Origin of the sequence: Fusicatenibacter faecihominis, from assembly GCF_020686945.1 — a bacterium.
Taxonomy (GTDB): domain Bacteria; phylum Bacillota; class Clostridia; order Lachnospirales; family Lachnospiraceae; genus Limivivens; species Limivivens faecihominis.
In genome coordinates, this window is sequence record NZ_JAJEPR010000055.1 from 1 (window position 1) to 13,773 (window position 13,773).

The window sequence follows — 13,773 nt, forward strand, 5'->3', positions numbered from 1 at the left end:
GGCGTTGAGGAAGAGTAGGTGAGTAATATGAGATACGAAGATTCGATGAAAGGTGTAGCTGATCAGATAATCAAAGAACAGCAGCGAGTCAGTAAAATTAAAAACAATCCAGAAGAGTTCCATTGGCATGACGAATATGCAACGTTGAATTTCTTTCGGTTTATCTGCAAAAATATCGGTAACTTGAGAAATGGAGAAATTGAAAAAATGGTCACACGTTTAAAGAACATAGATCAGAAAGCAGTGGAAAACCATGTGAATGGTGCTGTTTGGGCATTTGATTATGATAAGATGTTCTGTGTATTGATGGAAAATGAAATTTGCCGAAAGGTGTGTGAAAAGAATAAATATAACAGTTGGATGAATCTGATTGGACAGTATTGTGTTTTAAGGACTTAAAGACGAAGAAAGTTGTTGGAGAGAAATAATTTCCGGCAACTCTGTCTTTAATGAATAGAGTTCATTTTTTTATTCAACTATTTCCATGATATATACAGTGTGTAAATGTGCAATTCAAATATCAGTTTATGCTAAGTGCAAAAAAATAATAATAATTACTATTATTGACAAAAGAATAATTATCATGTATAATACAGATATACAAGAAACAAAGTGTTAGAAAAATTGCTAGGAACTTGGTAACAAAAATAAATCGACATTGAAAAGGGAAAATGACTATGATAAAATATGAATGTGAACCATGTGGATATATTTATGATCCGGCAGTAGGGGATATAGACGCCGGTATCGATCCAGAAACTGCATTTGAGGATATTCCAGATGACTGGACATGCCCAATCTGCGGATTAGGAAAAGACGTTTTCGTTCCTGTAGAAGACTAAGCAGAAAATGCAGGTACGAAACTGCCAGACATTAAAAGAGCCTAAGAGAACATATAAAAGAAATGGAGGTCAAATTATGACTTACGATTTAAACATTACCTTTGATGACAATTTAGTAACAGGAAATAAAACAATCGATACACAGCACAAAGAATTGATTGACCGTATTCAGAACTTTGTAATTGCCTGTCAAAATGGCGACAGCAAGGTAAAGGCGATCAAACTTCTGGATTATCTTAACGAGTATACTGACTTTCATTTTAAAGAAGAAGAAGCACTTCAGGAAAAAGCCGGTTATCCAGAGCGTGAAAAACATTATGAAAAACATGAAGAGTTTAAAAAGACAATTCAGGAACTGTATGAATACCTTCAGGAGTATGAAGGACCAACAGATCGGTTCAGTGAACTTGTACAGAAAAATGTAATCGACTGGCTGTTTGGACACATTAAAACATACGACCGCTCTGTGGCAAAATTTATCTTTATGAAACAAAATCCAGACCGATGCTAAAATAAACCAGGGAACGAGTTCACTCAGAATGTAGACAACGTGATGAAGTAAACTAGGGGCTGTCACAATGCAGCCCCTTTCCTGTTATAGCGATATTCTAGGTAATATATTGCGCTGGCATGACATATTATTTTACTACTACTATATGGGAAGAGCAAGCAGCTCTTCTTTTTTTGTCCTTTTTATCCAATTTTAAGTTGTAAAGTCTCTTTTCATTCGACAAAATTCTCCACAGACAGAGGATATGCGACGAGCATTGATATGAACATCTATTTATGGAAAGAGGATATTGAAGACGGGGAATCGGTAATGACAGCCGAATATAGACCTGTAGAATACGGAAAGGACTATGATGTTGTCAATAATCCTGATAAATTTCAACTATATATAGATGGAAAAGAGATTAAATAGTAATCTCCTGAAAGCAAGCTTTTTGTCAATTATTTCAAAGAAAAATTAAAGGATAACAATACATAGTTTTGACAATGATATTTTGAAAAAATTTATAGGAATGCTCTATTATCAAATTGACATAGGAATATGGTAGCGTATAATTAGAATTGAATACACTGAAAAATGGAGGAATTACATGAAAGCACATAAATATTGGTCAGTAGGAGCATTGATCACAATGCTTGGGACTTTTTACACTGGATATAAAAAGCAAAAATCAAGTCACAAATACTTTGCTTTAAGTTCTATGTTATGTATGGTAATGGCGATATATACAGGTCATAAAATGATTACCGGGAATAGGAAGAAAAAGGCGAATAAAGAGAAAGATACAGAAAGGGAGGGATAAATAATGTTGGAAGTAGGGGTTAAGGCACCGGATTTTGAGTTGCCAGATCAAAATGGGAAAATACATAGATTATCGGATTATACAGGAAAAAAAGTGATTTTATATTTCTATCCCAAGGATAATACAGCGGGATGCACGAAACAGGCATGTGGGTTTTCTGAGCGATACCCTCAGTTTACCGAAAAAGGAGCAGTTATTCTTGGAGTCAGTAAGGATTCTGTATCCTCTCATAAGAGATTTGAGGAAAAATATGGATTGACATTTACACTTTTAGCAGATCCAGAGCGGAAAGTTATTGAAGCATATGATGTATGGAAAGAAAAGAAAAATTATGGCAAAGTCTCTATGGGAGTAGTAAGAACCACATATCTTATTGATGAACAGGGGATTATTATAAAGGCAAATGATAAAGTCAAGGCTGCAGATGATCCTGAAAATATGCTCAAGGAATTAGATTAATGAAGATAATATTATCCCCTGCTAAAAAGATGATTACAGATACTGACAGCATAGCGCCGGATGGATTGCCTGAATTTATTGAAAAGACGACAGAGATACAAAGTTGGTTGAAAAGTAAGTCAAAAGAAGAACTGAAGACTATCTGGAAATGTAATGACAAAATTACAGAACAGAACTTCAATAGATTGGAAAACATGGATCTTTATCATTTACTTACCCCAGCTGTCTTATCATATGAAGGAATTGCTTTTCAATATATGGCTCCATCCGTGTTTGAGGACAGTCAGTTCGAGTATGTACAAAATCATTTGAGAATAATATCTGCATTTTATGGTGTGCTAAAACCAAGGGATGGTGTGACACCTTATCGTTTGGAAATGCAGGCGAAGGTTGGAATAGGAGAAACAAAAAATCTGTATGAGTACTGGGGAGATTTATTATACCGCTCAGTGATTGATAACAGCAGGATTATAATCAATCTGGCATCGAAAGAATACTCTAAGTGCATAGAAAAATATCTGACACGACAGGATAGATACATTACGATTACATTTTGTGAGTTATCAGGAGATAAACTGGTGACAAAAGGTACATATGCTAAGATGGCCCGTGGTGAAATGGTTAGGTTCATGGCTGAAAACAGAATTGAAAATCCTGAGGATATTAAGAAATTTGATAGACTAGGCTATTCATTCCGCTCTGATTTATCATCAGATGCAGAATATGTTTTTGAACGGAAAAAATGATGATTGAATGATTATTTTAAATAAAAGGTAATCAGAAATATTGATTATTATAATAATAGTAATTATTACTATTATTTATTGACAATAAACAGATTGAGAAGCACCACGAAGAGAGATATCGTGCACTTCTTAAGAATATTGAAACTGCACAGGTGTTTGAAAAGAGTGAAGTTAAGGTATGGGAATGCCGTAACTGTGGACATGTTGTGGTAGGAACAAAGGCACCTGAGATATGTCCAGTATGTAACCATCCACAGAGTTATTTCGAAGTACATGAAGAGAACTATTAAAGAGAAGGAGATTATTACAAAGAAGAAAGTGATTATTAAAAAAAGCAGTAATGATAGGCTGTGGCTTTGTTGGTTCTGCATCAGTTGGTAAAGAAGCATTAAAGTTTAAGAAATCGGCGGATGCTTTGAAAAAAGTTATAGAAACAATTGGATTTTAAATTTTAAACATAGGAAGATAAAAAAGATGGAAGTAAAATATTATGTATGCAATCATTGTGGAAACATTATTGAAATGGTAAAGGATCAAGGCGTACCAGTAATGTGCTGCGGAAAGGCTATGCATGAGTTAAAAGCTGGAGTGACAGATGCTGCTGTTGAGAAGCATGTACCTGTATATACAGTGGACAAACAGCATGTACATGTTGTGGTCGGTGAAACAAAACATCCAATGCTTGATAATCATTTCATTGAATGGATTACACTAAATACAAATCAGGGTATTTATAGAAAACAGCTAATTCCAGGACAGGAACCTATTGCGGATTTCTGCCTCTGTGATGGAGAATATGTAGAAGAAGTATACGCATACTGCAATCTTCATGGACTCTGGAAATGCTAAAAACACTTGACTTTCGTGCTAAGATTACAAAATAATTCAGATACAACAGTAATATATGCTGTGTATTAATATATTTATAAGGAGGAACAAACTAATGAAATATGTATGTGACGTTTGCGGATGGGAATATGATGAAGAGGAAGGTTATCCTGAAGGTGGTATTGCACCAGGAACAAAGTGGGAGGACGTTCCAGAAGATTTTGAATGCCCATTATGTAATGTTGGAAAAGATCAGTTTTCAGAAGTTGAATAAAATTCTGATTATTTAAATACGGATAGATAAACAAAAACCCTGGTGCGTGTGAGCAACAGGGTTTTTTATTGCGATAGTTTGTGATGATATCACAGAAAATGATTTACCTTTTGCTTATAATGTAACTACAAACAAAGTAAGGAGGTAGTCTAAATGAGATTAAAAGATAAAGTTGCAATCATTACGGGTGGAAGCCGTGGTATAGGATTTGCTACAGTTGATAAATTCTTGAAGGAAGGTGCTTCAGTTGTGTTGGCAGCAAGTTCACAGGAATCGGCAGATGTTGCTGTAGATAAATTAAAAGAAAAATATCCCAATGCAATAGTTGCTGAAATTAGTCCAAATCTAGCAAGCATGGAGTCTGTCAGAAAGGCTTTTAAAGAGGCAACTGAAAAATATGGATGTGTCGACATACTGGTAAATAATGCAGGGATTTCAGAAAACACCTCATTTATGGATTATACAGAGGAGACTTTTGATAAAGTCATGGATCTAAATGTAAAAGGAGTATTTAATACTACTCGTGTAGCAGCAGAATGTATGGTGGCAAGAGGCAAGGGGGTCATTCTCTCAACTTCTTCCATGGTGAGTATTTCGGGACAGCCAAGTGGGTTTGCTTATCCGGCATCGAAGTTTGCAGTAAACGGATTGACTGTATCATTAGCAAGAGAACTAGGACCTAAAGGTATTCGTGTTAATGCTGTTGCACCTGGGATTACAGAAACTGATATGATGAAGGCCGTGCCAAAGGAAGTTATCGAACCTATGATTGAAAGAATTTCATTGCGTCGTCTTGGACAGCCGGAAGATATTGCCAATGCGTTTGTGTTTCTTGCTTCAGATGAGGCGAGTTACATTACAGGTGTTATATTAAGTGTAGATGGTATGGCAAGAAGTTAAATTAATGAGGTATGGTGATGTAATCACGGAAAATAAATGAAATTAAGACTATAATAAATCTACAAAAAGAAAAAGATAAGGAGGACTGTAAAATGTCTGCTATTAATATCAATAAAAATAATTTTCAGAACGAAGTACTGAATTCCGATAAACCCGTTCTTTTAGATTTTTGGGCATCTTGGTGTGCGCCTTGCCGTATGGTAGTACCTATTGTAGAGGAGATTGTAAGTGAGCGTAGAGATATTAAAGTTGGAAAGATTAATGTAGATGAAGAGCCTGAACTGGCAAATAAGTTCAGTATTATGAGCATTCCAACTTTAGTGGTTATGAAGAATGGGAAGATTGTACAGCAGGTTTCAGGGGCGAGACCTAAGAATGCGATTTTAGAAATGCTTTAGGGGGGTGTGCTAATGGGATTTTTTGATCTCTTTAAACAGTCGAATATTAATCAAGGCATAGAAGAATATAAAAGGACTGATGATGCAGTTCTGCTGGATGTACGTACACCGCAGGAATATCAGGAAGGACATATACCAGAAAGTAAAAATGTGCCGTTGCAGCAACTTGACAATATTGCTTCTGTAGCGAAGAATAAGGATATCCCACTGTTTGTATACTGTTATTCCGGTTCACGAAGCCGCCAGGCAACTGGGATACTGCAACGAATGGGATATTCTAAAGTAAATAATATCGGTGGCATTGTAGCTTACTCAGGAAAGGTGGAAAAATAAGATGAAGGTAATAATTGTAGGAGGTGTAGCCGGAGGAGCTACAGCCGCAGCAAGAATACGCAGACTGAATGAACATACTGAAATTACTGTGTTTGAAAGATCCGGATACATATCCTATGCAAATTGTGGACTTCCATATTATATTGGAGACGTGATCACAGACCCGGAAGAACTTACACTACAGACACCAGAGAGTTTTTTTAAACGTTTCCGTATTAACATGAAAATTCATCATGAAGTTATCTCCATACATCCGGAACGTAAAACGGTTTCAGTGAAAAATTTAGAGAATGGTGGGATATTTGAAGAAAAATATGATAAGCTGATCCTCTCTCCAGGTGCAAAGCCAACACAGCCGAGACTTCCCGGAGTAGGTATTGATAAACTTTTTACACTTCGTACTGTAGAAGACACTTTTCGGATAAAGGAATATATAAATAAGAATCATCCAAAATCGGCTGTATTGGCAGGTGGCGGTTTTATTGGTCTGGAACTGGCAGAAAATTTGAGGGAGCTTGGCATGGATGTTACGATTGTCCAGAGGCCTAAGCAGCTGATGAACCCTTTTGACCCGGATATGGCATCCATGATCCATAATGAAATGAGAAAGCATGGGATAAAACTGGTACTGGGCTATACAGTAGAAGGATTTAAAGAAAAAGACAACAGAGTGGAGGTCCTGTTGAAAGATAATCCATCCCTTCAGGCTGATATGGTAGTTCTGGCAATCGGAGTCACACCAGACACAGTATTAGCAAAAGAAGCCGGTCTGGAACTTGGCATCAAGGAAAGTATTGTAGTGAATGACAGAATGGAAACCTCTGTACCGGATATTTATGCTGCAGGTGATGCAGTTCAGGTAAAACATTATGTTACGGGTAATGATGCGCTGATTTCTTTGGCAGGACCAGCCAATAAACAGGGCAGAATCATCGCTGATAATATTTGTGGCGGTGATAGTCGTTACCTGGGCAGTCAGGGAAGCTCCGTTATCAAAGTATTTGATATGACAGCAGCTACTACAGGTATCAATGAAACCAATGCCAAAAAGTCAGGGTTAGATGTAGATACAGTAATTCTTTCTCCTATGAGTCATGCCGGTTACTATCCTGGTGGAAAAGTGATGACCATGAAGGTGGTTTTTGAAAAAGAGACTTATCGTTTGCTTGGTGCTCAGATTATTGGATATGAAGGTGTTGATAAACGTATTGATGTGCTGGCAACAGCAATTCATGCAGGACTGAAGGCAACCCAGTTGAAAGATTTGGATCTCGCATATGCACCGCCATATTCCTCTGCAAAGGATCCTGTAAATATGGCCGGATTCATGATAGACAATATAGCAAAAGGAACCTTAAAACAATGGCATTTGGAAGATATGGATAAGATTTCTAAAGATAAAAATGCTGTGTTGCTGGATGTGAGAACAGTAGGTGAATTTAGCAGGGGCCATATTAATGGATTTAAAAACATTCCTGTAGATGAACTGAGGGAACGTATCAATGAAGTTGAGAAGGGAAAGCCTGTTTACCTGATATGCCAGAGTGGGCTACGCAGTTATATTGCAAGCCGTATTTTGGAAGGAAATGGATATGAAACATACAACTTTTCAGGTGGATTCCGCTTTTATGATGCAGTGGCTAATGACCATGCACTGATTGAAAGATCATATGCATGTGGTATGGATTATTAGAAATAAATAAAATATTTTTATAGTTTGATTGTAGTATAAAAAGATCCCCCATTTATTAGAATGACTTTCATAATTCTGATAAATGGAGGATTCTTTAGAGAAAAAAACGTTTTATGATCTTTGTAGTGTTTCCAGTCTTTTCGAATCAAGGATTGTTATTTTGCCGCGAGAGAGTCTGACGAGTCCTTCGCCTTGAAAGTATCGAAGCATTCGAGTAATAACTTCCCTGTGGGAACCAAGATGGTTTGCGATAGTTTCGTGAGTGATTTTCAGTTCATTTGTTCCTTCAATGGATGTTTCTTCTAAAAGAAATGAAGCAACACGCTTATCCAAACTCTTCCACATAATCTGTTCAATCAGCCACATGACATCAGAAAAACGGGTAGCCATTAACTCATTGGTATAGTTTGCGACAGGAGCAGATTCTTTCATGATGCCCTTATAGATTTCAGCAGGGATGATCCAAAGATCCGTATCTTTTTCTGCTTCAATGGTTACTTCAAATTGAATAGACCGCATGATACATGAGGCGGATAAAAGACACATATCCATATCGAACAGACGGTAAAGTGTAATCTCCCGTCCTTCATCTGAAAGTATGTAAGTTCGAAGCTGCCCGGATTTAACCAGTAATAATCCAGTACAGTCCAGGTTTCCATTGTGAATGATCGTTCCTTTTTTTACATCCCGTGTGATTAAATTGTCTGAAATTAGTTTTTTCTGTGCTGTATTTAAGTCATTCCATAGTGGAAAATAATTTTCGAAGCTCATAGCAGTCATCTCCTTTACGAACATAGTATACTTGCTTTTTTAAGATGCGTCAATTAAATAATTGACATATGCCATAAATAAAAATATACTGACTATAGTACATGACGGTTGTAAATATGAGGGAGGGATAAATAATGCAGGGAGATGTCAGTTTTACATTTTTGGACCGAATTGAAGAAGTAGAACTGAATATTGTAGATGGACGATGGCAGTCTGCACTGGCATTGGCATTGACTTTGCCAGATATTTGTGGAGGTATTGCTTTCCCGGAAATTGTTAAACATTATCGAGATGGCCGGGTTATGCTGGATCGGCAAAAGAATCCGCCCCGTGATGTGGGAACCCAGTATATTCGCTGGTTTGATGAATATGCAGGGGACTACTTTAAACTATCTCAATCCGGTGAAAAGCCATATATTTGCGGAGAACGCTGTTGGCAGCTTCGATGTGAATATCTTCATCAAAATAAAGGATTTTTGAATGATGAAAATAATATACGCTTTCATCTTGGACTAAACTGTGGAATGTCAGTTTGTCAGTTGGACAGTATGAACATACAGGAGAACGGAAACGATATTCATATAGACATAGAACAGTTTTGTCTGAGGATGTGCAAGGCAGCAAAGAGTTATTATGGTAAAGTTCATTTGGAAAAAGACTTTAGTCTCTATAATAAATACACCAGTTTTGGATTTTGTTCAGGTAACACAAAAAAAGAAAGCTGCTTCTATTATTGCACTAGTCTGTGGCAGTGAACGTTATGCAAAAGGATTAAAAGAAACATTGCAGTTTATTTCAGATCAGATCATGCTGTTTTATACACCGGAAAGTGCTAAAACAAAATTAGGCAGACATAAGCCGGATCTTTGGATTGTTACCGAAGATATGACGAGCCAACCGAATCAGCCATGGCGTGCGGACAGGACAACACCTGTAATTTTAATCACAGGCAATCCTGATGCTGTTGAGATTAAAAAAAATTCAGGAAAACTAACTGTTCTTTCTATGCCATTATCAATAGTTGATTTGCGGAAAACCGTCGAAATATATGTGTCGTGAGGAGAAGTTTATGCTGTACATAATACTATTATTTGTATTTGTAGTTGTATATTTGATGATGCTTATGCGGAGACAGAAAGAAAAGATGAGTGAAATTAAAATACAAATAGATAAACTGCAAGCACAACATGATAGATTGCAGAAAGAAAGGGATCAGTTACAAGAACGGATGAATCGCCTGGAAGAGCAACGAGAGCACTTGCAAATGCAAACAGACCAGGCATTTCGGAGTGCTGATGAAATCGAGAAAATTTGCGATGAGATATGGAATCATGCTAATACCATTCACCTTTACTCTTCGTTAGCTGAAGAAGAAAGCAAATCTATAACAATGAAAGAAAAACAAAAAGAAATTATTCGAACAACTGAGGAGATTCTAAACATCATATATAAATATAAAGGTAATGTATAATAAAAATATGTCATTGTAATGATTAGCGTTCAAGGTAAATTCTTATGTAATAATGTCGCAGAAGGATTTACCTTTTTCAGGTACAATAGAGATACAAAATTTGAAAGGGGAACAAAGCATTGGCAAAAAGAGTGGCAAGTGTCGATAAAAAAAGATGTGTTGCCTGCGGAGTATGTGCAAATACTTGTCCGCTGGCAGCGGCCAAAGTTTACCATGGATGTTATGCTGTGGTAGAAGAAACAGTGTGTGTAGGATGTGGAAAATGTGCAAAGTCCTGTCCGGCAGGTTGTATTGAAATGAAAGAGAGGACAGCGATGTGAAGAAAAAGAAACATTGGTATGATTATTTATGGATATGGGCGATCCTTTATTTTGCTCTCGGTTTTTTTAATGTTTTGTTCGCTTGGTTTGGGATGATTGATTTCCTGTTGCCGTTAGGAATAGCAATATTCGGTGGAAATAAATTTTTCTGTAATCATTTGTGTGGACGTGGCCAGCTTTTTAGTAAGCTTGGTGGAGATTTAAAATGCTCAAGAAATAAACCAACCCCGCGATGGATGAGTTCAAAATGGTTCCGATACGGCTTTTTGATATTTTTCCTTACAATGTTTGGGAATATGGTATTTCAGACATATTTAGTTGGTGCCGGAGCATCCTCCTTGCGTGAAGCCATCAAATTATTCTGGACCTTCCGTGTTCCGTGGGGATGGACATACACTGCCGGAACAGTAGCTGATTGGGTGGCACAGTTTAGTTTTGGATTTTATAGTTTGATGCTTACATCTTTGTTGTTAGGGTTGATTGTAATGGTGTTATATAAGCCACGAACCTGGTGTACATTTTGTCCAATGGGAACAATGACGCAGGGTATCTGTAAATTAAAAAATAATGAAAAGAAGTAATACTATAAGGTGATTCATAAAAGGCATATGTCAAAAACATTATTGACATATGCCTTTTATAGGACTATTATATAAGAAAAGCGAGAAAGGAGCAGTTTATGCCGAGACCAGTAAAATGCAGAAAAGTCTGCCATTTCCCCAATGTTTTAGAATTTCTTCCGGCAGATGATACGGAGAAAAAAACACCCATTGTTCTGACGGTAGATGAGTACGAGACAATCCGTCTTTTGGACAAGAAAGGTTATAGTCAGGAGCAGTGTGCAGTATCTATGCAGATCGCAAGAACGACGGTCCAGCGGATTTACGAGATTGCCCGGAAGAAAATAGCAGATGCACTTATTGACGGACATCCGCTCAGAATTGAGGGCGGGGATTTCAGAATCTGTGACGGTCAGAGCGGCAACTGCAGCTTTGGAGGATGTTACAAACAGGAAATTTACAAAAAATATGCAGCAGAAAAAGGAGAAGGTATTATGAGAATAGCAGTAACATATGAAAATGGACAGATTTTCCAGCACTTTGGACACACAGAGACATTTAAGATTTACGATGTAGAGGAAGGAAAAGTAGTACATTCAGAAGTAGTAGATACGAATGGAAGCGGACATGGCGCATTGGCAGGAGTTCTTAATGCATTGAATGCAGATGTTTTGATTTGTGGCGGAATCGGAGGCGGCGCACAGACAGCGTTAGCGGCAGCAGGCATCAAGCTCTTCGGAGGAGTTTCCGGAGATGCAGATGAAGCAGTAGAAGCTTTTATCAATGAAACACTTGAGTATAATCCGGATGTGAAATGTTCTCACCATGAGCACAACCACGGGGAAGGACATACATGTGGTGAGCATGGATGTGGAAGCCACAGCTGCCATTAAGAAGAATAGCAAAAAATAATAGTACGAAAGGATGTGCCAAGGTAATGTAGAAGTTACCGCAGCACATCCTTTTGTGTTATGTGATTCTCATATTGATTATTTCTTACTTGCCGAAAATAATGAATTGAACGTATAATACTCCCATCTTTTTGTAACTGTCAAAGATGAGAGTATACTTAATTTATTGAGAAGAGTCAATTATATAACTGACATATGCTGTAAATAGAAGTAATAAAGCGTAATAAAGTAAATCAACTTTTCTGTGATATCATCACGGAAGCAAGCACTTATTTGGGGTATATTAAGTTCAAATAGGAGAAGGAGTTGAAAAATATGACATCTATAAATATAAATAAAGAAAAGTTTGGACAATTAATTCATAAGGAAAAACCGGTTTTGGTTGATTTCTGGGCACCTTGGTGTGGTTATTGCCGTAGAATTGGAGCAGCTTATGAAAAAATAAGTGAAGAATACAGCGATATTCTTGTTGCTGGAAAAGTAAATATTGATGAAGAACCACAGATTGCAGAAGCTGAAAAGATTGAGGTGATTCCTACGCTGGTTTTATATCGAAATGGAAAGGCAATAGATTCTATTGTTGCACCTGAATCAAAAATAATGATAGAGAATTTTATTAATGAAGCATTGGAAAAATAAAAGGAGGACTGCTGTATGAATGAAAATCATGTTTACGATATGATTATCGTGGGGGGAGGACCTGGAGGGTATACTTCAGCATTATACGCAGCCAGAGCAGGATTTGATACCATTGTTTTAGAAAAATTATCTGCAGGTGGTCAGATGTCATTGACCTGGCAGATTGATAACTATCCTGGTTTTGAAAATGGAATTGACGGATTTTCATTGGCAGAGAAAATGCAAAAACAGGCGGAAAAATTTGGCGCTAAAAGTGAATATGCTGAAGTTTTTAATATGGATTTAACAGGAAAGCTTAAGAGAGTAGAAACTAGTTCGGGAATTTATATTGGGAAAACAGTAGTGATTGCTACTGGAGCAAATCCAAGAGAACTTGGTCTCGCTAAAGAAAAAGAATTGATAGGTCATGGGGTTGCTTATTGTGCCTCCTGTGATGGTATGTTTTATAAAGATAAGATCGTGGTTGTTGTTGGTGGTGGAAATTCTGCTGTATCAGATGCTGTTCTTTTAAGTCGAATTGCTAAGAAAGTCATCATTGTTCATCGAAGAGATACATTACGTGCAACGAAAATCTACCATGACCAGCTGATGAAAACTGAAAATATAGAGTTTCGATGGAACAATACAGTAAATGAACTGATTTATGGAGAACGATTGACTGGTGTGCGGTTGAAAGATACAGTTACAGGAGAAGAAAACATTATAGAATGTGACGGCCTGTTTGTGAGTATAGGAAGAAAACCGACAACAGATTTTTTAGATAATCAGATAAAACTGGATAATAAAGGATATATTGTGGCAGGTGAAAACACTGAAACGAGTATTCCGGGTGTTTATGCTGTAGGAGATGTCAGAACAAAGTTACTTCGTCAGATAGTAACAGCAGTGGCAGATGGTGCTATGGCAGTACATATGGCAGAAGAGTATGTGGAGAAATAATAATCAGAATTTGAATGGTGAACTTTTCATACTGAAATATGTACAATTTCAATAATGACATGAACTTATGGGAACGTATTGCGGATACTTTGTGAACTTTATCCTGATACAATGATTATGCTGATGAAAGAAGGCATAGATAACTGAATACAAGAAAGAGACGAAAGCCTCAGTAGTTAAGAAAAAAACTACTGGGGCTTTTTTTCGTGCCTGAATTTCTCGGCCAATAACTGCGGGGATGTCCCGGCAGGATAAAGGTGGAGCAGGCATGATCCTAAACAGAGGTCCGCCTTCTGAAGTTGAAACGAGCAACAAGATTTCAAATTCAGGAGGAACGGATATGTATATTGAACACCCATATTTTTATGAAGGAAAG

The 13,773-nt window shown here is 37.2% G+C and carries 22 protein-coding genes and 1 pseudogene; 22 read left to right on the forward strand and 1 reads right to left on the reverse strand.

The features are described 5' to 3' along the window. Positions 1-27: 27 nt before the first annotated feature. The 14 genes and pseudogenes from LKD71_RS16785 to LKD71_RS16850 all read left to right on the forward strand — a co-directional run bounded on the left by LKD71_RS16785 (position 28) and on the right by LKD71_RS16850 (position 7,786). On the forward strand, positions 28-399 hold the full coding sequence (locus LKD71_RS16785; protein ID WP_117767978.1) for a hypothetical protein: 372 nt from the start codon (positions 28-30) through the stop codon (positions 397-399). 278 nt (positions 400-677) lie between these two features. Beyond that, the gene (locus LKD71_RS16790; RefSeq protein ID WP_117767963.1) at positions 678-842 is read left to right on the forward strand and encodes a rubredoxin; all 165 of its coding nucleotides are present in this window, start codon (positions 678-680) and stop codon (positions 840-842) included. A gap of 76 nt (positions 843-918) precedes the next feature. Continuing rightward, positions 919-1,353 carry a bacteriohemerythrin gene (locus LKD71_RS16795; RefSeq protein WP_019161195.1) on the forward strand — a complete coding sequence of 145 codons (435 nt, stop codon included), beginning with the start codon at positions 919-921 and terminating at the stop codon, positions 1,351-1,353. 261 nt (positions 1,354-1,614) lie between these two features. Continuing rightward, a complete protein-coding gene (locus LKD71_RS16800) occupies positions 1,615-1,764 on the forward strand; it encodes a hypothetical protein (protein WP_015524977.1) in 150 nt (49 codons plus the stop codon). A 178-nt stretch (positions 1,765-1,942) separates the two neighbouring features. Next, a complete protein-coding gene (locus LKD71_RS16805) occupies positions 1,943-2,155 on the forward strand; it encodes a DUF6219 family protein (RefSeq protein WP_005421604.1) in 213 nt (70 codons plus the stop codon). A gap of 3 nt (positions 2,156-2,158) precedes the next feature. Next, entirely contained in the window at positions 2,159-2,614 is a 456-nt protein-coding gene (gene bcp / locus LKD71_RS16810) for a thioredoxin-dependent thiol peroxidase (protein ID WP_005421605.1), read from the forward strand. Further along, positions 2,614-3,360 (forward strand): peroxide stress protein YaaA, encoded by a 747-nt coding sequence (yaaA, locus tag LKD71_RS16815; protein WP_005421606.1) that lies wholly within the window; start codon positions 2,614-2,616, stop codon positions 3,358-3,360. The genes bcp and yaaA overlap by 1 nt, the downstream gene beginning before the upstream one ends. Positions 3,361-3,449: 89 nt before the next feature. Then, positions 3,450-3,650, forward strand: a pseudogene (locus LKD71_RS16820) (rubrerythrin family protein); the annotation flags it as partial. A 184-nt stretch (positions 3,651-3,834) separates the two neighbouring features. Then, on the forward strand, positions 3,835-4,209 hold the full coding sequence (locus LKD71_RS16825) for a desulfoferrodoxin family protein (RefSeq protein ID WP_227616282.1): 375 nt from the start codon (positions 3,835-3,837) through the stop codon (positions 4,207-4,209). A gap of 94 nt (positions 4,210-4,303) precedes the next feature. Next, positions 4,304-4,462 carry a rubredoxin gene (locus tag LKD71_RS16830; protein WP_005339874.1) on the forward strand — a complete coding sequence of 53 codons (159 nt, stop codon included), beginning with the start codon at positions 4,304-4,306 and terminating at the stop codon, positions 4,460-4,462. Positions 4,463-4,615: 153 nt separating this feature from the next. Then, positions 4,616-5,362 carry an SDR family NAD(P)-dependent oxidoreductase gene (locus tag LKD71_RS16835; RefSeq protein ID WP_227616283.1) on the forward strand — a complete coding sequence of 249 codons (747 nt, stop codon included), beginning with the start codon at positions 4,616-4,618 and terminating at the stop codon, positions 5,360-5,362. Positions 5,363-5,454: 92 nt separating this feature from the next. Next, positions 5,455-5,760 (forward strand): thioredoxin, encoded by a 306-nt coding sequence (gene trxA, locus LKD71_RS16840; protein WP_227616284.1) that lies wholly within the window; start codon positions 5,455-5,457, stop codon positions 5,758-5,760. Positions 5,761-5,772: 12 nt separating this feature from the next. Continuing rightward, entirely contained in the window at positions 5,773-6,093 is a 321-nt protein-coding gene (locus LKD71_RS16845) for a rhodanese-like domain-containing protein (RefSeq protein WP_015524982.1), read from the forward strand. A gap of 1 nt (position 6,094) precedes the next feature. Continuing rightward, positions 6,095-7,786: an FAD-dependent oxidoreductase gene (locus LKD71_RS16850; RefSeq protein ID WP_227616285.1), complete on the forward strand. Its 1,692-nt coding sequence runs from the start codon at positions 6,095-6,097 to the stop codon at positions 7,784-7,786. Positions 7,787-7,897: 111 nt separating this feature from the next. Here the strand turns inward: LKD71_RS16850 and LKD71_RS16855 are convergent, their stop codons facing one another. Beyond that, positions 7,898-8,557 carry a Crp/Fnr family transcriptional regulator gene (locus LKD71_RS16855; RefSeq protein WP_029732558.1) on the reverse strand — a complete coding sequence of 220 codons (660 nt, stop codon included), beginning with the start codon at positions 8,555-8,557 and terminating at the stop codon, positions 7,898-7,900. 134 nt (positions 8,558-8,691) lie between these two features. Here LKD71_RS16855 and LKD71_RS16860 point away from each other — a divergent pair, with 134 nt between their 5' ends. The 8 genes from LKD71_RS16860 (at position 8,692) to trxB (ending at position 13,397) form a co-directional block, all read left to right on the forward strand. Beyond that, on the forward strand, positions 8,692-9,312 hold the full coding sequence (locus tag LKD71_RS16860; protein ID WP_227616286.1) for a hypothetical protein: 621 nt from the start codon (positions 8,692-8,694) through the stop codon (positions 9,310-9,312). A 28-nt stretch (positions 9,313-9,340) separates the two neighbouring features. Beyond that, positions 9,341-9,616: a response regulator gene (locus tag LKD71_RS16865; protein ID WP_227616287.1), complete on the forward strand. Its 276-nt coding sequence runs from the start codon at positions 9,341-9,343 to the stop codon at positions 9,614-9,616. A gap of 85 nt (positions 9,617-9,701) precedes the next feature. Next, entirely contained in the window at positions 9,702-10,028 is a 327-nt protein-coding gene (locus tag LKD71_RS16870; RefSeq protein ID WP_227616288.1) for a hypothetical protein, read from the forward strand. Between the two features lie 131 nt (positions 10,029-10,159). Next, positions 10,160-10,348: a 4Fe-4S binding protein gene (locus tag LKD71_RS18625; RefSeq protein WP_334302600.1), complete on the forward strand. Its 189-nt coding sequence runs from the start codon at positions 10,160-10,162 to the stop codon at positions 10,346-10,348. Further along, complete coding sequence (locus LKD71_RS16880; protein WP_028086470.1) at positions 10,345-10,929, forward strand: 4Fe-4S binding protein; 585 nt, start codon at positions 10,345-10,347, stop codon at positions 10,927-10,929. The genes LKD71_RS18625 and LKD71_RS16880 overlap by 4 nt, the downstream gene beginning before the upstream one ends. 98 nt (positions 10,930-11,027) lie before the next feature. Next, positions 11,028-11,801 carry a NifB/NifX family molybdenum-iron cluster-binding protein gene (locus LKD71_RS16885; protein WP_227616290.1) on the forward strand — a complete coding sequence of 258 codons (774 nt, stop codon included), beginning with the start codon at positions 11,028-11,030 and terminating at the stop codon, positions 11,799-11,801. Between the two features lie 333 nt (positions 11,802-12,134). After that, the gene (locus LKD71_RS16890) at positions 12,135-12,458 is read left to right on the forward strand and encodes a thioredoxin family protein (protein WP_015524989.1); all 324 of its coding nucleotides are present in this window, start codon (positions 12,135-12,137) and stop codon (positions 12,456-12,458) included. Between the two features lie 15 nt (positions 12,459-12,473). After that, positions 12,474-13,397 (forward strand): thioredoxin-disulfide reductase, encoded by a 924-nt coding sequence (gene trxB, locus LKD71_RS16895; protein WP_227616291.1) that lies wholly within the window; start codon positions 12,474-12,476, stop codon positions 13,395-13,397. Positions 13,398-13,773: the final 376 nt, after the last annotated feature.